The following is a 19,085-nucleotide window of genomic DNA, read 5'->3' as shown; positions in this document are numbered from 1 at the left end:
CATGGGACAATTGCTGGATCGAATGGAGCCTTTACTTGCGGCCATGCCCGCTGTAAAGGCACCCGAAGGACACGTCCACTTCAAGAACAAGATGTTGTGGACCGCTGCAGTACTAATACTGTATTTTATTCTGACCAATGTACAGATCTTCGGGCTGAGTCCCGACTCTCAGGATCTGCTTGGTATGTATCGAACACTGCTCGCAGGAGCATACGGGTCTTTACTCCACCTGGGTATCGGACCTATAGTTACAGCATCAATCGTCCTCCAGCTTTTAAACGGTGCCGACCTTCTCGGCATCAATACCTCTGAAACACGCGGGCAGGTCATGTACATGGGCCTGCAGAAACTGCTTATCTTCGTGATGATCGTTCTCGAAGCGGCACCGAACGTTATAGGTGGATTCCTTCAGCCGAGCACTCAGGTTGCAATGGATTTCTTCGGTGGCAGCACGACTATGGTCACTCTGCTTATATTCCTCCAGTTGTGCATAGGCGGCGTCCTCATATTCCTTATGGACGAAGTCGTCACAAAATGGGGAGTAGGCTCGGGAGTCGGACTTTTCATTGTAGCCGGCATATCCCAGGGGCTGATGAACGGTTTCCTCAACTGGGACAAAGCAACCGATAACTTTTCAGAGGGTTTCTTCCCCAGACTCTTTGAAGTTCTTACACAGGGGGCGAACTTCATCGATTATTTCGGTCTGGATCTTCTTGCATTATTTACGACATTACTGATATTCGGAATCGTCGTATATGCAGAATCCACAAGGATCGAGATCCCGCTTGCACATTCTGCAGTAAGAGGCGCACGCGGAAGATTCCCTGTAAAGCTCATCTATGCCAGTGTTCTGCCTATGATTCTCGTAAGGGTTCTTCAGGCCAACTGGCAGATGTTCGGACTTTTCCTTAACAACATAGGAATTACCATACTTGGAGAATTTGACGGTCAGAACCCGGTCAACGGTATAATGTATGTCACCGCTCCGATCAACAGTCCTGAAAACTGGATGTGGTGGCTGTCCGACCTTGGCCATCCCGTATGGGAAGTCATCCTCAGGATGGGAATCGATTTCTTCGTAATGGTCATCGGAGGTGCAATATTCGCATTGTTCTGGGTCAAGACCGCCGGTCTCGACTCATCGCATGTCGCAAAGCAGATCCAGAGAAGCGGAATGCACATTCCGGGATATAGGCGCAACGAGCAGGTTCTTGTAAAATACCTCGACAGGTACATCCCAAGGGTTACCGTCATAGGCGGAGTTGCAGTGGGATTCCTCAGTGTTCTCGCCAACTATCTCGGTGTCATAGGCTCTGTCGGCGGAACAGGACTGCTTCTGACCGTAAGTATAGTATACAGGCTGTATGAAGAGATTGCAAACGAACAGATCATGGAAATGTATCCGTTTATGCGCGGATTCTTCGGAAAAGAATAAAGGAAAGGTCTTAAAATGGGGAAAAGAGTGGTTATCACCGGTGTACCCGGTGTAGGAAAGACGACTGTAATCGACGGTACAAAAGAAAAACTAAAAGAAGAGAATATAGACTATACCTCCATCAACTTCGGCACATGTATGTTCGAGGTTGCATGCGAACAGGGCAAGGTCAAGAACCGCGATGAAATGCGTAAACTGGAACAGGCGGAACAGAAAGAGCTGCAGAAGACTGCGGCCCAGCTGATCGCCAAGATCCAGGACAACGTAATTGTCGACACACACTGCACGGTCAGCACACCGGGCGGATACCTGCCCGGACTCCCCTCTTGGGTCCTCCAGGAGATGAAACCCGACATGGTCATTCTTGTTGAAACCGATGTGGATCAGATTCTTATGCGAAGAATGAAAGATGATACACGCGAGAGAGACATGGAAGGATATATCTCCATCAAGGATCACCAGGACTATAACCGCTTTATGGCAGCTGCATATTCCATGTATACCGGATGCACTGTCAAGATAATAAAGAACCAGGACTTCCTCCTGGAAAAATCCATCGAAGAAATGATGGGTATTCTGAGGTGAATCAGACTCCATGGCACAGTCAAAAACCGGCGGCGGAATGTTTACATTCCTGATAATAATGGTCGTTGTAATGATAATCTACAGCGTCCAGACCTTAAGAGATGGAGTGGCTGCCGGAGCAGGCCTCATTCTCGAACCTATTACAAGCCTGCTCGGTTTCAACTGGCTCGTCACGATTCTTGTTCTTGCAGCGATTACAGGATGCTACTCATCGCTTCTCCAGAAGTACACTATCGATTACGAGAAGATGCAGCGTGTACAGAAGAAGATGAAAGAATTCCAGAAGGATTTCAGGGAAGCCCAGCTGGCCGGTGATGAGAAGAGAATCCGCAAGATGAAGGATAAGCAGCAAAAGATGATGGAAGAACAGATGCAGATGTCACAGGAGCAGTTCAAGCCTATGGCATGGATAATGATTATTACCATCCCGATATTCCTGTGGCTCCTCAGCAAGGCATCAGAGATGGGCGATGCTACATTCGCTATCGGCGGGACTATTAATCTCGCAGATCCGCTCTTCTTCCTGCCGGCATGGATCATTTGGTATATGCTCTGCTCTCTTGCGCTCAGCCAGATTATCAGGAAGACTCTTGATATCGGGGGGCTGTGATGCGGATAACCGTAAGCGGACCGCCCGGAAGCGGAACAACATCATTATCAAAACAACTTTCTGAAAAACTTTCTTTTGAACTTATCTCGGCAGGAGAGGTATTCCGATCTCTCGCGGCAGAGAGAGGTATGGGCCTGATCGAATTCGGAAGCCTGTGCGAAAGCGATCCTTCGGTAGACCGTCTTATCGACGAGAGACAGAAGGAGAGAGGCGAGGCCGGAGACGACATCATCGTCGAAGGCAGACTTGCAGGACACATGATCGATAATGCCGATCTCAGGATCTGGATCGCGGCCTCGGTAGAATGCCGTACACAGAGGATCTCAGAACGGGAAAGTATCGATTTCGAAGCATCAAAGGCCGAGACTATAGTCCGCGAGAAATCGGAGGCCGAAAGATACCGTAAATACTACGGGATCGAGATCAATGACCTGTCGATCTACGATCTGGTTATCAATTCCGAGAAGTGGGGCAGGGAAGAACTTGCCTTCGTCGTAAATACGGCGATTGAAAACATTAAACTTTAAACACTCGATTTTCAACAGCTCGGATTTTACCGATTGTTTTTTACTCACTTCCTTCGCATCGAGTATTATTTCTCAGTATATCTTCAGTCGGCGTTGAAATGCACCGGCTCACTTTTTGGATGCTGTGAAACAGAGAAGGTATTATGAAATTTTCTGTTAGCATGCCGGACAATTCAATACTTCAGATATTGTGCATGAACCTTCCATTAAAACGTTGAAGAGTTTATCAGGGTCAAAATCCGTTTAGTCACTGCCTGTATATGATATACAATATCGACAGGAAAAAAATGAGTCTTACTTAGGTAAATATCAGGGAACCAGAATAGAGCCTGTTGACATCAGAGTATTCGTCCTGTGATCGTAAACCGCGTAATCCAGGTGCTCCCCGGAGGAGATTACAAATGAACCCCATCCCAAACTGTTCGTATAATCCGAGATCAGTTTGAACCTGCCCCCGACGACTACGGTGCCGTCACCGGAATAACTCTCAAATTGTATGTCGTTCGAACCATAGACCTGTATTCCTTCACCCGGACTTTCCTGGACGCCGAGGCTTATCATAATTCTCTCAAGCGGAACAGAATCCCCTTGGGTATTATCGAAGACGATATAGTTGTCCGATATGTCCGAAACGGCGATAGATGCCTTGATCGGCTTCGTCTGACTGCTATTCAGGCCGCTTGCTGCTACCACAACAAGGCCTGCGATAAGAAGGGTAATCGTAAGCATCAGGAGAACGCCTACCACTTCCGAAACTGCTGAATCTTCAGATTTCTTCATTTTTCCTCCAGGATTATATTAGATCTGTATATTACCGAACCGGACGGCAGATCATAAACGGATATCTCCACGGGTGTCCGATTTGCGATATAGCCTGCAAGCTCTCCCGTGGTCAGGCCCATAAGTTTTGCGGTTTCGGCCAGATCCGGGGTTGTAATCTTTGATCCGGCAGAAAATTTCTCACTCTGAATATCGGACAACATGAATATGCCTTCTTTATCGTCCACAAAAGTGACGATCTGGGTGTTTTTGGGACTAAGGGCCTCGCCGCTCCTGTGTTCGAAGATTATTGAAAAATCCGGGCCGCTGCCCACAGTATAAACCGAAAGTTCTGCTGACGGGGCATGTGCGGGCGCTCTTACAAGCCCTCCTGCATATGCAGAAAGAAGAGCGGCGACTACAATCAGTAAAGAGAGCATAACCATGACGCCGACGACTGCCGATACTGCATGGCAGGGATTACATCTCATACGACGCTCACCTCAATTTCAAGAAAATCGATCTCCAGTTGTTCACCGCTCGATACAGGGAAACTCATGGAATATCCGTTCTCTCCGGTCAGAACGATCGTGCCGTCGTCCGAAAAAGTATGCTCGTAAAGAGGAGTCGCGCTGTTCCGGGCATCGAGACTCAATGCAGCAGAACCTGAACCACTTACGGAAACGGCCCCCGAATGGGTCATTGTAATGATCTGCATAGTAATTCTCCCGCCATTCTCTTCGTATGTTCCTGCCATGTATGACAGACGATCTTCGATCTTTTTCCTTTCATTATCCATTCCGTCGCCAACAGAGTTCAGGCTCAAAGAAGCGGGTGCAATCTTGTCGGTACCGTCTTTCGTAACCCAGACCGTACCGTTCTCATAGCGGTATCCCTGCAGCTCCCACGAAGAAAAATATGGAGTATAACTGACACATACCGTTTTGATAGGAATTTCCCCGGCAAGAATATTATTTTCATATATGGACAGTGTTCCTACTGCCAGACTTTCCAGATCTATTCTGCCTCCCGACTCGGAAGCGCTCAGAAGAATATCCCCACCCCCGAGAATCAACGGCTCGCTGAACTGCGCAGGCCTTCCGATGCTGTATATGTTTTCTACATCGGCGGAGAACCTGAGGAAGGAATACCTGACGTCCTTGTTATGGAGAATCTCGGACTGCTGCTTCAGGCCGGGAACATATGTCGAAGTATAAACCGCTACGCAGGTTGCAAGAATCGCCAGTATAAGCATCATTGCAACGACGGTGGATACGGCCCTTTCATTGTTTTCTTTCATGATAAGGTCACTCCATCATACGCTGCGATGACTTTTTCAGAGCACCTGAAGCGAATATCGTATACTCCCGGATCAATGGACGGAGGCAGTTCAGCCTCGATTCTGCATCCGAGATCGAAAACATTTGAAAGGTCGCTATAATCACCTGTTGTTGAATTGTACGCGTGGATTATGAGATCGTCATGCTTTATGGTCACAGTCGTTCCATCCCACTCGGATTTCATTATGTAAACGCTAAGGTCTCTTTTATCGATCCAGTCTCCCCCGTGATGCCAGAAAAAGATGCAGTTCGGGTCCGTGCTTGTGTTCATTGAAATATCAATAGACGTTTCACGCTCTCCCGGAAGCAGGTTAAAAGCGGATGCCGACATGATCGATACGAGAATGACGACAAGAACGAGTAAGAGCATCTCGCCTACAACTGATGTTATTGCATCATCCCACCCTCCGCCGGCCACAGACCATTTTCTTACTTTTGAAATATTTGATCTCATGAATCGCCTCAGATAATGTAAATGAACATGATTATTGTCGCCGTCAGCAGTACAACCGAATGTTTAAGTCCCGCATATATGCTGTTTGAAGAAAGCTGCCCTGCCATAATACCCGAAAAAAAAGCCAGGATGATCCCTATATGAAACATGCTGGCCTTGCTGGAGCTGATATCGAGCGTAATGTTGAAATCGGTGAAACTCGATATGAATGCGACATTCATCTGGTATGCCGAGTAGAGGTAGATACCGAACGAAAGATAGATTACCGCAAGATAGACGAACGAGACATTCAGACGTTTTGATTTCATCCTCAGGTAATGTTCGAGATCGGATATTGCAATTGCAAGTATCTCTCGTATCGCATCGGTTACTTCGCTTGCCTTGACCAGAAGGGATATCGCTCTCTTTACGGAAACAAGGCCTACACGCTCTTCCATCCTCACAAGAGCACCTGAAAGGGATGACCCGTACTTCATTTCGTCTGAGACTATTTTGATTTCGGATGAAAGGACGCTGTTTTTACTGGACGAGATCATCGTAATTGCACTTTGGAGCGTCATACCAATATCACGCATATCAGAGATCTCGCGGAGAAGTTCAGGCAGCTGCTTTTCCACATTCCTGACGTAACGGCTGCGTATTTCATAGGCAAGCATCACAGGGAGCATCCCAGTTATCAGCATTATGCAGATAAGCGCCTCTGTCGTGTTCTCGGGCATAAGCTGCGAGAAAGACCCGGTATAATAAGTGGAAAAGACCAGACCGGCGGCGATGAACCCGAATACGATACCGATGTTGTAATTCGAAATATAATACCTGACGGGATGCCTGATTATATCGAGAATTTTAAGAACCTGTTTACGGTTATTGAATTTCCTGATAAAATCCTTGTCAAGCTCCATGTTCGCGTCAGGCTCAAGCATGTCGGGACCAAATTCGCTGTCATGGATCTCTTTCCTGGATATCGCAAGATTGTCGGGGGGAAGAAGGATATAAAGCACAAAAATCAGGGCAATTGCACCGAGCGGAAGACCCAGGTACAGAAGGGGTATTATTCCGTCAAGCTGGTTCTGGCCGGAGAGATTCTGTGCGACGAGCATTATGATGATGGCAATAGGGCCTGCAACGAATGCGGTGACATAGATCTCGGCGATCATCTCAAGGAACTGCAGAAGTGCCTCCAGTTCCTGCCTTGCGATCTCACGATAAGATTCGGATTTGGCATTGAAAAAATTCGTAAGGTTTCCGCCGGAGCGATAGACGAGGATAAGGTCGCCTATGAGTTCCTTAAATCTCTCGGAGGGTGTTATGGTAACGACATAGTTCATTGCGCTGAGAAGATCTTCGCCGAATAATTCCACGTCGCGGACGATGATCCCACACTCCCTCGATACCTCTCCATAGAGATCCTCGGCCTCGTAGACGCTCCTGAATATATCATACAGGACTATCGTCGAGGAGAGGGCCTGCATGTAAGTTATCGCATAAGGCAGGTCCATGTCAATCCTGTTCTTACGACCGGATACCTCGAGCTGCGGATAAAAATACATTCCCAGGAAGACTATAAGCGAGATAAGCACTGCACCGCCCATAAGAACTGCAATGTCGGGAACTCCGGGTATCAGCCCGATGCTTATATCGAAAACGTAGAAGAGCACGCCTATCATCATCATTGCAAAAAAAGGCAGGATGCTGAAAAGGACTGAGGCCATCATATACTGGCTGACCTGCGTCTGGATATGTGCCGACCTGAGCAAAAGCTCCATCTGTTTGTTGTTCAGGAAAGAATCCAAAAAATCCTGTTTCCCTTCGGCTTCAGATCCGTTTTTGCTTCGATTAAGTCGTATCGTGGCCATAGATCATAAACCCCCGGTCCGCTCAGATCGGTCCCTGGTAATTCGTCGTCGTCACTTTGCCGCTGTATTCGATCGATATATCGACTCCTGCATTTTTTACAAATATCCCCAATACATATTCTCCCGGCGGGTACGGGCCGGCGATCCTGTACAGATCCGAGTCATAGAGCGTCTGCCACCCGGTTTTATCTACCAAGATCAATTTCCCCGTATCCTGATCTGTTTTATAAAGAACAAGAAGGACATCGCTATAAGGCGTCATCTCCTTATCGGACCTCAACGGGTCCATTTCTGTAATCCGAAAGGTTATCCTCCAGGGAGTCGAAGTATTGGCTTCGGCAAAACCCCAGGGAGTATAGAGCACCCGCGATTGTCCGGTTATATCAAGCAATTTATCGTAAAGACGCCATTTGTCTTCCAGTTCCCAGGAAACTCCTGAGGGATACCAGACCGTCTGGTAGTAGTTAGATGTCTGCTCAAGCCAGTCGGGATATGTTATAGGACGGCTCCTGATAATGTCAGAATAAAGCAGCCCGGACTGACAATCCATGTCTTTTCCGAAATCCGCCCTTAATTTGGCACCCGGATTGTATGACAGGCCGACCCACAATGATTCGTCCGGGTAGATCTCCGGTGAAATCGAATAAAAAGCCGATGAAGGGTAACCTTTTTCCGTTGTATCGACAGTCCAGAAAGGAGACACCGTAAAAATTTCTGTACCGTTCTCATTTGCAACCTGATATACCGGTCTTTGTCTGCTGTCGTTTGAAATCAGGCCGAGAGCAACAGCTTCGGGAATCACTGTCTGTTCATCGAAGGATTCCGGCGGATAATATACGAGTGCCACACCGTATCCCAATTCCCGTAGAAGTGCTGCGGCAAGGATTGAATGATCTCCCGAATCGCCGGTCCCGTCGTTCAGGGTTACTGCCGGGGCTCTCGGATATTCGGAATCGTGCCCGGATTCGTAATCGGTTTCATAAGGTATCGAACTTACGAAAGAAAACACGAGGCCTGATACGTCTTCTTCATCGTTGTAGCCTTTCGACTTGATTATTTCCGAAAGCTGTTCAGCCGCATCCGAAACAACACCGCCGTCCCCGGATGAAATGATGTATTCCGTAATATTATCTGGATAGATCGTTCCGTCGATCCCGTATGCGTAATTCAGGTAATCCTCTTCAGGGATGTTTACAGCAATAGAAAATTCCTCATCGGAATACGTCCAGTTGAATTCTTTATAACCCCAGAAACCGTCGCATTTTTCAGTATACCCTGACGAAGGATAATATTCCTGCTCTCCATTATTCTCAAAATTGAGGAAAGCAAAACCACCGGTGAATTTGTACAATATCCCCGCACCACTGACAACACACATCAGGATTATTGCTATGACAACCCATTTGAAGAGATTTCGATCGATTTCGAGTGCCATCTTTCATTTTCTCCTGATAAGTGCAACAACTACGAGGAAACACAACATGCCTGAAACCGTAATCAAAGCGAAATCCGGTCCTGATGACTGTTTTTGAGAGCCTGAAGGAGTGGCGACGGCAGTTTGTTGTGACGTTATCGCTGAAGAAGGCACCCTGGTCGGTGAAGGAGTGGAAGGGTCGGATTTCAGGAACGACGGATCACTGCCGGGAGAAAGGTTTTCAGAATCGGAAGATGTTTTCTCACCGACAAGTTCAAAAGCGAAGCTTTTTTTGACATCGATATCTTTGCAGTTCACCGTCACCTGGTACATCCCTTCATCCCAAGAGGAGGTATCGATACCTTCATATCTGAAACTTCGATAGAAATCGGAAGAATCCGAAGGGGTTGCATCATCGACCGGAATTTTCATAGCTGTATTCGATTCGGAACCGACATCGAGATCCAGCCGGTTTATGGAAAGATGAAGGGTGTCTTTCGTCTGGGTTTTGTCGGGGGTAGTACCGGAAGGAGCAAGATTGGTCATTCCCGATATGCTGAGTTCGTCTCCGACAACAATCTCACCCGCCGAATCTATCCTGATCCACGGATCTTCGATTATGAATTGCGTCATCACATAGATATCATCGGAAAAAGGGTTCTCCAGTAAGTCCACAAGTGCATCGGCAGCGTTCCTGCTCTGGAGAGAACTTAGATCGACGCTATCCCCGAACGTCGTCGTAATTCTTCTGAGGTCCGAGCCGTATGAGTCAGCACTTACCTCGAAGGCTTTGTTCGGCCCAGGGTGCTGGCAGACCATATAGTAGATTCCCGGGTATAAATTGTAAGTAAAACTGCGGTTGTATGTAAACCCGTATTCATTCCACAGGGGTCTTTCATCATCGTCATATGGCTCGCCGGTGGATGTAATGCCTGGAGACATTTTCGACATGTTGTCTGCATACCTGAAGTTTGAACCGAATATATACCAGCGAAGTTCGGAGGCGCTTCCCCTGGAAAGCCACCAGCCGTAAAATATGTCCCCTTTGGCAAAGTAGCCGTTGTTGTTGTCATCGAATTTGATATTGAGGGTCGGTTCGCTCAGTGGGAAATCATAAGACGGAGGCACATTTCCTTTGATGTCGGTTCCCGGGCCGCCCGGATAACTGCTTGAAAGATACCCGTATGGCTTAAGGCTGGCATAAATCGTGTATGTTCCCGGTTCGAGGTCCTTCGTGTTCCATTCATAGGCCCATTCGCCCAGGATCAGGCTGTATTTAGTGCAGGTGAATGTGCTTTCTTCTTCATCAACGACCTCTGCCCCGAAATCTTCAAGTTTCGCTCCGTTCTCAGGGAGATTCGGGCCTGTGATATATAGATAGATATCTACGGGTTTTGTTGCACCGGTCACGTAGCCTTTAAGTAGAATTGAATCGCCAATCGCGAACAAACCTGATTCTATCGCTTCGGTGGGTTCGTTAAATACCAGGCTCATTGCACCGGAAGTTACTATAAAAGATTGTTTTTTTGTGTTTCCTTCGTTGTCCGTCATTGTTATTTCGTACGAGTTGGTCGGAGCAGACTCGGGAACAAACACCTGAAATGTTTTAGTGCCGGTCCATTCGGTATGAGCTGAGATCTCCTGGTCTGAGATCAGGTCGTCCCATTCTCCGCTCTCGAAACGAGGAGCATCTGAACCGTATAAACTTCCCGATATCGTAATATTGTAACTTGTAAAAGGGACGCCGGTTATAGCAAGATCAAAATACGCATTTTGGCTGACTTCCGAATCAAATGATAATGAAGGAGAGAAAGAAGAGGCCGTAAACGAATAGGATACGGATTTTTCAAGTCCGTTCAGGTTATTGGTAGAGAAAACCGCAGTTAATGGGACATCGCCCGTCTGAGACGATACAATACTTTGAGCTATCAAATCAAAAACCGGAGCATCTGCAAGTGTTTCGTCCGGTCTATCTCTCGGATCTATTAAGAGGTCATTAAGTGCAACGGAATTCTGATGAATATTTTTAATGGTGGATGTGGTAAGGCTGTCTCGCGACAGTGAATATTTATACCAGTTTCCTGAAAGATTCGCACCGTCAATATTTGCAGATTTTATAGCAAACGCTATGTCGGTAGTCTTTGCTATGCCTCCCGGCTGTTGGGGAAGATATTGGGGTTCGAAATCTGTATTGTATGTATATATCCCAATTTCACCGAGATTCAGCTCCGCAACTGTACATTTAGCCGAACCCGAACTTCCGTCGGTATAATAAGGAATATATACTCCGGGCGTGATGTCGTTGCCCGTCAGGGAGCCTGTACCGCCGGAGAGCACTATGACACCGAAACGGGTTCCGTCGCTATGAACAAACTGAACTGGCAAAGCTCCTGAAGAATTTGTAAATAAAGAAAAATCCAGATTTTTCTCGCCAATAAAAACGACATCCCCCACATTGATTCCTGCATTATCTCCTGAACCTGTTGCATATCGTGCCGAAGCCGTGCCTATATTGATTAAACAGAGCAGCAGGATTATAAAAATAATGCCGGATTTTTTTTGTATGTCCATATCTTTCTCTCTAAAGCTTTTTTTAGTTCATTTGGTGCAACGAGTTTTGAATTAACTAAACTTATTTTGATATATTTTGAAAGAAGATCTACCTGATTAGTCATCTCTCAAAAATCACTCTTAATTTTAACTCGATAGTATAAAAAAGCCCGATATGAGCTCCTTTTGCTGTGCAAACGTATTGTGCAGATCATTTGCGCACATATAGTGATCAGAACATATTAAACAATGCAATGAGCATAATTTTAAAAACAAGCTTTAAAATAAGCGATTTGCGACGGATTAATATTTGAGAATTACAAAACCTATTCACCCAATTTTTTAAGAATTTAACTCAATTTAATTTGAGTTGTCTCATGGGTGGAGTTTGAGTTTATGAAAAAAATAAGCAGGAAAGCAGAATTGCCTGCATGCAATGAAGAAGCTGTTTCTCCGGTGGTCGGTGTGATGCTGATGCTGGTCGTAACGATCATAATTGCTGCAGTTGTCAGTGGTTTTGCGGGAGGTATTGTCAGTTCGACACAGACAGCCCCCTCGACATCACTTGACGTTTCGATTTCGGCATCCTCCACAGGTACTTCGAAGTATGCTGTAATTGAGAATCTCGGGGGGGAAAGTCTGAAAACAAAAGATCTGAAGATCATCAGTTCATTCACCTGTCCCGATGTAGTGATGAAAACAAGCGTTGCTAATGCGGGGAAGATCATCAAACATACGATTGACGGTTCCCTTGATCCAATAGACGCGAACGATCTCATTACAAACACAACAATCATCCCGGATTATCCGTTTACTCCGCAGACAACAAACAATGGTGATGTCGTCAGCACGAAAACGGCAGACAGAACTTTTGGTACTGCAGTTTTGAGTGCGGGAAGCAGCATCCAGTTCGACAGATCCTATTTCCTCGGATTCGATACTGATGGAGATGACTATATCTCGGAGTATGGTTTCGCAGGCGATGAGATAGTTCATGTAACTATTATACACGTCCCCAGCGGGAAGACGATCTATGATAAAGACGTGGTGGCTACATGGTGAAAACGATTCGAACAAATGAAAACGCGGTATCTCCTGTTGTAGGTGTAATGCTCATGCTTGTCGTTACGATCATCATTGCAGCAGTCGTTTCGGGTTTCGGGATGGGCATGCTCTCGGACACGAAATCCGCTCCGGCGGTTCAGATAGGATACGCAGGAGTTATGGCCGGAGATATGGGAGAATCAGGCAAGATCGGGCTTGTTTTCGAGAATCTCGGAGGAGACACAATCAGGCTGGATGAGATCAGCCTGAATCTCAGAGAATCAGGCATATCGAATGTAACTGATTCATCTGGAGTTGTTATTGGCACGTCTAAAGGGCATGAAGCAGCGGTTTCATACAGGGATCTTCCGTCAGAGTCGATCATTGATGATGGTCCTACGGCTACAACAGCCGTCTTAGAACATTCAGAGAAGAAGGAATACAAGAATTACCGCTTTGCAAAGCTTCCGGCACGATCGGCCGGCGTAGGTGAGATAGGTGAAACTTCAGTAATTGTCAGATCCGCATCAAATCTCATAATTGAACCAGGACAGAAATTCATCGTTCTCGCTGACAAGTACTCCGTCGAAGACGGGGATAAATTCGGAAGCGTTTATTACGTTGCAGAACGTGGCAACGCGGCAAATCCATACTCCAGCGGATGGTTCGAGGTCAGCTCGAAGACCACTTACTCGATAGTGGATGATGCATCAGGCTCGATTATATCGACAGGAAATCTTGTGGGAAGTGTAATATGAAAAAAAGAATTGAAAAAAACAACAATCAAAAAGATATTTCATATAATGATTTTGCAGTATCGCCGGTAATCGGGGTGATGCTAATGCTTGTGGTTACAATTATTATTGCCTCATTTGTGGCGGTATTCGCAGGAAGTGCGGCTGATTCAACTACATCTGCGCCCAGTGCTTCGCTTGACGTAAGTATAATCTCGAACGGCGGCGACACAAAGGACCAGTATGTCATGCTGATCAAACACCTGGGTGGTGACAGTATTCCATCAAATGACATTCAGATCATGTCGTACTATACTTCGCCTTCGACATGCACCAACGGAAAAGAGATGCTCAGCGGTTCGATAACACAGGGAACCCCTGCAATTTCGGCATCAAAATTAAGCTACAGCGACCAGGATGTAAAGATTCCGTACTTAAACAACCTGGCTGTGGGAAGTCCGGGTGATTCCGGCACAAACTTCGGCGAATACACGTTCAGTGCAGGCGATGTGTTAAGCACAGGCGATGATTTCGGCACGGCGGTTGCAATCTTCGGAATCACTACGACATCGGATATCGATGATAACGAATTTTTGGAATACGGCTTTTGCAGGGGTTCATCAGTAGAAGTCAATATAATTTACACGCCCAGTCAGACGAGCATATATAAAGGTATGGTGACTGTAGTATGATTCGGAAGATAAACGGAAAAGGAAACGACATGGCCGTATCCCCTGTCGTGGGGGTCATGCTGATGCTTGTAGTTACAATCATAATTGCGTCGATCGTATCTTCGCTCTCGGGATCACTTGTAGATTCTGAAAAGACCGCACCACAATCACAGATAGCTGTAGGATACGACGTCCAGATTACAGATGCTGACAAGACGAATAATGTTTCGGACAGTCCCCGTAACAACAACCGGTTCACTTTCCGTCTAAGCGGCGGAGAACCGATATCGCTCGACAACATCATGATTGAACTCAATAAAGGCGATAGTTCGATGAAATTCACCTCCGGCACTGTACTGAATTCTTCTGATGCGGCTGTAGAGGAGGGAAACAGTCTTGAGCTTTATAAAAACAAGGCCGGAAATTCCACCTACTTTGCCGTCTCTCCCGGAATGTCGGATATTGTCGGAGTCGGCGACACGTTCATGCTTGTTGCGGATGACAGTTACGACAGCACTCTCGCTACGGACGATTCCATAGAAAAAGGAAGATTTCTTACCTGGACACCTGAAGGATCGTCGGGTACGTTCAAAGCCCAGTACAACGTTCCTATCGAGTATATAATCTACGATACCATCAGCAGCAAGCAGATCCAGTCTGGAACGATTATTCTTCAGTAACGGAGATGGCATTGTATGATGGCAAAGATAAAAAAAAGGGCGAAAAACAATCCTTCCTTTCTCTGGGAGGAAGAGGCCGTGTCTCCTGTCGTGGGAGTGATGCTGATGCTCGTTGTAACGATAATAATTGCAGCGGTAGTGAGCGGTTTTTCCTCCGGCATTGTCGATACTACGGAGAAATCTCCTACTGTGTCGTATGAGTTTACAATAAAAGCGGGAGACACAGGTTCAAAATCCGACGGTTATCCGATCGAACTACGTGTCCTTGCCGGAGACACCGTCCCCACTGAAGATCTTCAGGTTATAACCACATATACGGTTCCCGATACTTATCGCGGAACGACCCTTGATAACGGGGGCAGAGTAATCAAGCATACTCTTGACGGTTCCATATCCCCATTTATGGAAGGGTCCACATCGTCGGACACTTCAGTAGACGTAGATGACACCGTTGAAGGCTACCCTTTTACTCCACAAGTAAACGGTTATGGCTATTCACTCTTTCCAAATACAGCCGGTGGGGATGGTACACATGGTTACCAGAATACACAGTACTTCGGTGTCTGCAACTTCGAGCCGAACTGCGTTTACTTCTTCATGTATCCTGAGAAATTTCTGGGATTCGATACGGAAGACAGCCAATACGGTTTTGGAGAAGGATCTATCGTGCACATATCGGTTGTCCATAAACCCAGTGGCACAGCAATATTCGACAAGGATGTGACGGTCAAATGGTAAACACAAATACAAAAAAAGAGGCAGTATCCCCTGTCGTAGGAGTTATGCTGATGCTAGTTGTGACGATTATCATTGCCGCAGTAGTTTCGGGGTTTGGAACCGGTATGATCGGAGATGCTCCCACGGCGACTCCCGCTTCGGTTAGGTACGTGGGCATCAGTCCCGGCGGTTCTGATATGGTACTTGATGACGGATTCGTCGGCCTGATCTTTGAAGTTACGGGGGGCTCGCTTGACCTCGAGAAGCTTAAATTTTACATATACGGCAGTGACTTCGGTGGTGGCGGCGAGGCGTACATGACATACAACGATGTCCCGTGGAGCAAATATTATGTTGGCGGGGAAGGAGCCAGCGGCGGGTTGAGATTCTATTATAACAATCCCGGAACAGGCACGCTTGCATATGAGCCAGCTGAATTCTATACAAGCCGTATGATGAAATTCACGAGTCTCGATTATACGGGCGAGGGCATGTGCCCCGGAGATACCATACTGACAACCGGCGACAGGTTCATCCTTTTCTTCGAGTATTTCAAACCCCAGACAGCAACAGGTCCTCCGACACTCGGCTTCGGAATGCACAGGAACACCGGATCCGGAGCAAGTACTGCATTCCAGAGCGGAGCGGTATATGCAAACGGCGATGGACAGGGAATTCTTTCAGGCATCGACGGAACAGTATACTGGGATGGTTACCTGAAAGCATCAGATATCATCTGATCTTCCCTGAATTAATTCTTTTTTTAAGATTAAATCCACTTTTAGTGTTCAATCAGAAGTCTGACTCTTTAAATTAGGCAAAGACAGCCGGGTGTTTTAATTTGATAAACATGTGTGAATTTTTAAAAAAATATTTGGATATGGTGTACGCTAGAAATTTTAAACCAACGATTATTTAAGCATCCAGTGACAAAGTATTATCCCACTCAAGTAATTTTTATTAAGTTACATCAATTTATCTTGTGTTAATGAGAAAATCCGGTAATTCAAGGATAGTGCATCTTTGTAGAAATCAAAAGGGGGGTTTTAGAAAAAATCAATTCAGATAATTAAGAGGAAAAGATCATGGTTGTGAAGAGGTCTTCTGAAGAAATTACATCGGTCTTAATGGGAACTCTGCAAAAGAGCAGATATGGTATGACTATCGCAGATATTGTGCGCAAAACTGGTATAAGCAGGAATACTGTGGGAAAATACTTAACAATTCTCTGCACTTTAGGACAGGTCGAAATGCACATAGTGGGGCCGGCACAGGTATACAATCTGTCGAACAGAATCCCGATAACAAAAATCTGGCTTGAAAAAGTCCCGTTCCCATATATTCTCATATCAACCGATGGAAAGATCAAGGAATTAAACACCAAACTATGTGAACTGTTTTCAATAGAAAAAGAAAAACTGATCAGTAAAAAAATAACTGAATCAGGCTTTGAAGTTCTGAATAAAATTGCAGATACATCGGATTACAACCTTGCACTTGAAGGAAAAATTAAAAAGGAAACCGAATTCGATTTTATTGAAACCGAAGGCACAATCTATGTAGCATGGACATACCCGGTTGTACTTTATGATGGGAGCTATGGAATAATCAGCTCGCTTACACCATTAAATTCAAGCTAATTTTCTACCGGATGAACTACCTGCTATATCCCTGTTTTGAACAGGACAATAAGATCCCGGTAAACTGTATCAATAGCATAAATATTAAGGAGCCAGCTCCGGCTTTTGACTAAAAATTAGTAAAAAAATCCAGTTCACAATAAAAAATTGAACAGAACAAGAGCCAACAATAAAATATTCTTATTATTTGTTGCAGGTCTTTCTTAGCTCGTTTATGAAATGACTTATCTGGAGGTTGTCACTTATTTTCTTCTCGACAAAACGCTCGAGCATGCTTTTTCTTATCTGTAGATTGTACTCAAGTGTCTCGTCATTCCACCCGTGAGTATACGCAATATCATCCAAAATCCTGGATCTTTTTTGATTTTTAATAAATTTATCATTTATATGATCCCACTTATAGATCTCATTCCACCTGATATCCCCGTCATTCACGATCATCTCATTGATCGAAAGACAGCGCCGGAAGCCATGCCCTTCATCAAACTGAAGTCCCTGGATAATCATAAGATCGAGTGCACCGAACATGACACGCGGAACATTTATCGGCTCATGTGTAAGCCTGTTGATGGCTTCACTTACGCCGCCGGCATGAAGGGTCGAATAAGTAGTATGGCCGGTATTCATAGCCTGAAACAATGTCTGTGCTTCTGAACCCCTTACTTCTCCCACGATTATATACTCCGGACGCTGCCTCAGGGCTGCCTTGAGAAGCATGAACATATCGACATCGGATTCCGTGGCAGAGATACCCGTATCTCTTGTTCTCATGGCAAGCCAGTTTTCGTGCGGAAGCTGGATCTCTCTCGTATCCTCTATAGAGACAATCTTTGCAATCGGCGGAATGAAGAAGGATGTGGCATTCATCGTCGACGTCTTCCCCGATGCAGTGCCTCCTACAATAATTATGCTCTTGTTGTTCTCAACTGCAAGCCAGATGAAAGCCATTAACTCTGCATCATATGTCCCAATCGAGATAAGATCCGCAGGAGTCATGGGATCTGTCTTAAATTTTCGGATTGTAAAGGAACTTCCTTTCGACGATACTATATCACTGTACGTTATCTGTGCCCTCGCACCTGTCGGGAGAGCGGCATCGATTATCGGCGTTGTCAGGGAGAGTTGTTTGTCCGCTTTCTGGGCAAGTTTGAGAACATATTTATTCAGCTCAATATTGTCGAAAACGAGATTCGTCCTGAGATTGGAATACTTGCGATGGAAGATATACAATGGGATGTTTGCACCGTTGCAGGTAATATCCTCGATGTTTTCATCATTCATCATCGGATCGAGCTTGCCGTAACCGGTAAAATTCCTCTGCAGGTAATAGATCAGGATATCAGTCCTTTCATCGCTTATCGATGGATTAAACGATTTTATAGCTTTCCTGACAAATTCAGGATCAACTGTCAGATCTCCTTTCGGTTTAGGAGAATCAAATACCAGAGCAGTTCTAAGGTACTCATAAGTCTCTTCAAGAACAATCAGCTCCTCTTTCGTTATCTTCGGCTCGATAATCGTGTAAGTCAGATCGAACTCCCAGTTCTTCACAATCTTTACATATGAAAAGGGCGGCTTCAGCCAGTATCGCTCAACAACCCAGTCAACCTCTTCCTCTGTCAATTCCGGGAGTAAGTATTCAGTATCCAGATAATCCTTCAGGATTTTATCGATTTTTTCATCGACAACGCTTTTTTCGTGATCGACGGATTCAACTATCTCTTTACCATGATCGGACCTCCCATCAGGACCGGTTTTAATTTTTACTTTCATTTTTGTTTTAAAGGAGAAGGCTGGTTCTCCTTCTCCGGCCTCTTTTCTTGAGGGTCTGAACTTAAAAAGACCTGTATTACCGGTTTCATGACGATTTACATCATCTACGTTTTCGCCGGCGTTCCGGGCAGTGGTTTTTTCTTTTCCCGGATTTACCGGAAGCGATAGCCGTGGAATTTTCATATAATTGCACCTCTCGGAAGACAAAAAGAACTCTTACTGACCTGCCCTCTTTGCCATATTCAAATTGTATTCAAAAATCAGCTCCCCAAAATAACCCCGATAACCAAAAAAAC

19 protein-coding genes are annotated in these 19,085 nt (G+C 45.7%); 11 read left to right on the top strand and 8 right to left on the bottom strand.

Features of this window, described 5'->3' with window-relative positions:
* Position 1: 1 nt before the first annotated feature.
* From secY to cmk, 4 genes are read left to right on the top strand one after another with little or no spacing between them, the layout of a single operon-like run.
* Complete coding sequence (gene secY, locus METPAY_RS06500) at positions 2 to 1,435, top strand: preprotein translocase subunit SecY (RefSeq protein WP_048150448.1); 1,434 nt, start codon at positions 2 to 4, stop codon at positions 1,433 to 1,435.
* 15 nt (positions 1,436 to 1,450) lie between these two features.
* A complete protein-coding gene (locus METPAY_RS06495) occupies positions 1,451 to 2,020 on the top strand; it encodes an adenylate kinase (protein ID WP_048150446.1) in 570 nt (189 codons plus the stop codon).
* Positions 2,021 to 2,030: 10 nt separating this feature from the next.
* Positions 2,031 to 2,630, top strand: coding sequence for a DUF106 domain-containing protein (locus tag METPAY_RS06490; RefSeq protein WP_048150444.1), 600 nt, complete (start codon positions 2,031 to 2,033; stop codon positions 2,628 to 2,630).
* Positions 2,630 to 3,157 (top strand): (d)CMP kinase, encoded by a 528-nt coding sequence (cmk, locus tag METPAY_RS06485; RefSeq protein WP_048150442.1) that lies wholly within the window; start codon positions 2,630 to 2,632, stop codon positions 3,155 to 3,157. The genes METPAY_RS06490 and cmk overlap by 1 nt, the downstream gene beginning before the upstream one ends.
* Positions 3,158 to 3,466: 309 nt before the next feature.
* Here cmk and METPAY_RS06480 read toward each other — a convergent pair whose 3' ends face one another.
* The 7 genes from METPAY_RS06480 to METPAY_RS06450 are packed head-to-tail and all read right to left on the bottom strand — an operon-like array spanning position 3,467 to position 11,551.
* The gene (locus tag METPAY_RS06480; protein WP_048150440.1) at positions 3,467 to 3,937 is read right to left on the bottom strand and encodes a type IV pilin; all 471 of its coding nucleotides are present in this window, start codon (positions 3,935 to 3,937) and stop codon (positions 3,467 to 3,469) included.
* The gene (locus tag METPAY_RS06475) at positions 3,934 to 4,407 is read right to left on the bottom strand and encodes a type IV pilin N-terminal domain-containing protein (protein ID WP_048150438.1); all 474 of its coding nucleotides are present in this window, start codon (positions 4,405 to 4,407) and stop codon (positions 3,934 to 3,936) included. Before METPAY_RS06475 ends, METPAY_RS06480 begins: the two co-directional genes overlap by 4 nt.
* Positions 4,404 to 5,216 carry a hypothetical protein gene (locus METPAY_RS06470; protein WP_048150436.1) on the bottom strand — a complete coding sequence of 271 codons (813 nt, stop codon included), beginning with the start codon at positions 5,214 to 5,216 and terminating at the stop codon, positions 4,404 to 4,406. The genes METPAY_RS06475 and METPAY_RS06470 overlap by 4 nt, the downstream gene beginning before the upstream one ends.
* On the bottom strand, positions 5,213 to 5,710 hold the full coding sequence (locus tag METPAY_RS06465; RefSeq protein ID WP_048150435.1) for a type IV pilin: 498 nt from the start codon (positions 5,708 to 5,710) through the stop codon (positions 5,213 to 5,215). Before METPAY_RS06465 ends, METPAY_RS06470 begins: the two co-directional genes overlap by 4 nt.
* Before the next feature lie 8 nt (positions 5,711 to 5,718).
* Positions 5,719 to 7,566 carry a type II secretion system F family protein gene (locus METPAY_RS06460; RefSeq protein WP_048150434.1) on the bottom strand — a complete coding sequence of 616 codons (1,848 nt, stop codon included), beginning with the start codon at positions 7,564 to 7,566 and terminating at the stop codon, positions 5,719 to 5,721.
* Positions 7,567 to 7,588: 22 nt separating this feature from the next.
* A complete protein-coding gene (locus METPAY_RS06455; RefSeq protein WP_048150432.1) occupies positions 7,589 to 9,001 on the bottom strand; it encodes a hypothetical protein in 1,413 nt (470 codons plus the stop codon).
* Between the two features lie 3 nt (positions 9,002 to 9,004).
* On the bottom strand, positions 9,005 to 11,551 hold the full coding sequence (locus tag METPAY_RS06450) for a hypothetical protein (RefSeq protein ID WP_048150429.1): 2,547 nt from the start codon (positions 11,549 to 11,551) through the stop codon (positions 9,005 to 9,007).
* Positions 11,552 to 11,926: 375 nt separating this feature from the next.
* Here METPAY_RS06450 and METPAY_RS06445 point away from each other — a divergent pair, with 375 nt between their 5' ends.
* From METPAY_RS06445 to METPAY_RS06415, 7 genes are all read left to right on the top strand, one after another.
* Positions 11,927 to 12,592, top strand: a complete 666-nt coding sequence (locus tag METPAY_RS06445; RefSeq protein ID WP_048150428.1) for a type IV pilin N-terminal domain-containing protein — start codon at positions 11,927 to 11,929, stop codon at positions 12,590 to 12,592.
* Positions 12,586 to 13,332 carry a type IV pilin N-terminal domain-containing protein gene (locus METPAY_RS15285; RefSeq protein ID WP_052418709.1) on the top strand — a complete coding sequence of 249 codons (747 nt, stop codon included), beginning with the start codon at positions 12,586 to 12,588 and terminating at the stop codon, positions 13,330 to 13,332. Before METPAY_RS06445 ends, METPAY_RS15285 begins: the two co-directional genes overlap by 7 nt.
* Positions 13,329 to 14,000 carry a type IV pilin N-terminal domain-containing protein gene (locus METPAY_RS06435; protein ID WP_048150426.1) on the top strand — a complete coding sequence of 224 codons (672 nt, stop codon included), beginning with the start codon at positions 13,329 to 13,331 and terminating at the stop codon, positions 13,998 to 14,000. Before METPAY_RS15285 ends, METPAY_RS06435 begins: the two co-directional genes overlap by 4 nt.
* A complete protein-coding gene (locus METPAY_RS14180; protein WP_052418708.1) occupies positions 13,997 to 14,659 on the top strand; it encodes a type IV pilin N-terminal domain-containing protein in 663 nt (220 codons plus the stop codon). Before METPAY_RS06435 ends, METPAY_RS14180 begins: the two co-directional genes overlap by 4 nt.
* A gap of 15 nt (positions 14,660 to 14,674) precedes the next feature.
* On the top strand, positions 14,675 to 15,397 hold the full coding sequence (locus METPAY_RS14175; RefSeq protein ID WP_052418707.1) for a type IV pilin N-terminal domain-containing protein: 723 nt from the start codon (positions 14,675 to 14,677) through the stop codon (positions 15,395 to 15,397).
* Positions 15,391 to 16,116: a type IV pilin N-terminal domain-containing protein gene (locus METPAY_RS06420; RefSeq protein ID WP_048150424.1), complete on the top strand. Its 726-nt coding sequence runs from the start codon at positions 15,391 to 15,393 to the stop codon at positions 16,114 to 16,116. The genes METPAY_RS14175 and METPAY_RS06420 overlap by 7 nt, the downstream gene beginning before the upstream one ends.
* A 345-nt stretch (positions 16,117 to 16,461) precedes the next feature.
* Positions 16,462 to 17,016, top strand: coding sequence for a hypothetical protein (locus tag METPAY_RS06415; protein ID WP_048150423.1), 555 nt, complete (start codon positions 16,462 to 16,464; stop codon positions 17,014 to 17,016).
* 183 nt (positions 17,017 to 17,199) lie between these two features.
* Here the strand turns inward: METPAY_RS06415 and METPAY_RS06410 are convergent, their stop codons facing one another.
* Positions 17,200 to 18,972 carry a type II/IV secretion system ATPase subunit gene (locus tag METPAY_RS06410; RefSeq protein WP_048150421.1) on the bottom strand — a complete coding sequence of 591 codons (1,773 nt, stop codon included), beginning with the start codon at positions 18,970 to 18,972 and terminating at the stop codon, positions 17,200 to 17,202.
* Between the last annotated feature and the right edge of the window lie 113 nt (positions 18,973 to 19,085).

Source organism: Methanolacinia paynteri, assembly GCF_000784355.1.
In the GTDB taxonomy this organism is placed as follows: Archaea; Halobacteriota; Methanomicrobia; order Methanomicrobiales; family Methanomicrobiaceae; genus Methanolacinia; species Methanolacinia paynteri.
This window is presented reverse-complemented; position numbering and strand designations above follow the sequence as displayed.

Bases quoted from the DNA above. Each gene is read 5' to 3' on its own strand.
- secY (WP_048150448.1), top strand. From the start codon at position 2: ATGGGACAATTGCTGGATCGAATGGAGCCTTTACTTGCGGCCATGCCC.
- METPAY_RS06495 (WP_048150446.1), top strand. From the start codon at position 1,451: ATGGGGAAAAGAGTGGTTATCACCGGTGTACCCGGTGTAGGAAAGACG.
- METPAY_RS06490 (WP_048150444.1), top strand. From the start codon at position 2,031: ATGGCACAGTCAAAAACCGGCGGCGGAATGTTTACATTCCTGATAATA.
- cmk (WP_048150442.1), top strand. From the start codon at position 2,630: ATGCGGATAACCGTAAGCGGACCGCCCGGAAGCGGAACAACATCATTA.
- METPAY_RS06480 (WP_048150440.1), bottom strand. From the start codon at position 3,937: ATGAAGAAATCTGAAGATTCAGCAGTTTCGGAAGTGGTAGGCGTTCTC.
- METPAY_RS06475 (WP_048150438.1), bottom strand. From the start codon at position 4,407: ATGAGATGTAATCCCTGCCATGCAGTATCGGCAGTCGTCGGCGTCATG.
- METPAY_RS06470 (WP_048150436.1), bottom strand. From the start codon at position 5,216: ATGAAAGAAAACAATGAAAGGGCCGTATCCACCGTCGTTGCAATGATG.
- METPAY_RS06465 (WP_048150435.1), bottom strand. From the start codon at position 5,710: ATGAGATCAAATATTTCAAAAGTAAGAAAATGGTCTGTGGCCGGCGGA.
- METPAY_RS06460 (WP_048150434.1), bottom strand. From the start codon at position 7,566: ATGGCCACGATACGACTTAATCGAAGCAAAAACGGATCTGAAGCCGAA.
- METPAY_RS06455 (WP_048150432.1), bottom strand. From the start codon at position 9,001: ATGGCACTCGAAATCGATCGAAATCTCTTCAAATGGGTTGTCATAGCA.
- METPAY_RS06450 (WP_048150429.1), bottom strand. From the start codon at position 11,551: ATGGACATACAAAAAAAATCCGGCATTATTTTTATAATCCTGCTGCTC.
- METPAY_RS06445 (WP_048150428.1), top strand. From the start codon at position 11,927: ATGAAAAAAATAAGCAGGAAAGCAGAATTGCCTGCATGCAATGAAGAA.
- METPAY_RS15285 (WP_052418709.1), top strand. From the start codon at position 12,586: ATGGTGAAAACGATTCGAACAAATGAAAACGCGGTATCTCCTGTTGTA.
- METPAY_RS06435 (WP_048150426.1), top strand. From the start codon at position 13,329: ATGAAAAAAAGAATTGAAAAAAACAACAATCAAAAAGATATTTCATAT.
- METPAY_RS14180 (WP_052418708.1), top strand. From the start codon at position 13,997: ATGATTCGGAAGATAAACGGAAAAGGAAACGACATGGCCGTATCCCCT.
- METPAY_RS14175 (WP_052418707.1), top strand. From the start codon at position 14,675: ATGATGGCAAAGATAAAAAAAAGGGCGAAAAACAATCCTTCCTTTCTC.
- METPAY_RS06420 (WP_048150424.1), top strand. From the start codon at position 15,391: ATGGTAAACACAAATACAAAAAAAGAGGCAGTATCCCCTGTCGTAGGA.
- METPAY_RS06415 (WP_048150423.1), top strand. From the start codon at position 16,462: ATGGTTGTGAAGAGGTCTTCTGAAGAAATTACATCGGTCTTAATGGGA.
- METPAY_RS06410 (WP_048150421.1), bottom strand. From the start codon at position 18,972: ATGAAAATTCCACGGCTATCGCTTCCGGTAAATCCGGGAAAAGAAAAA.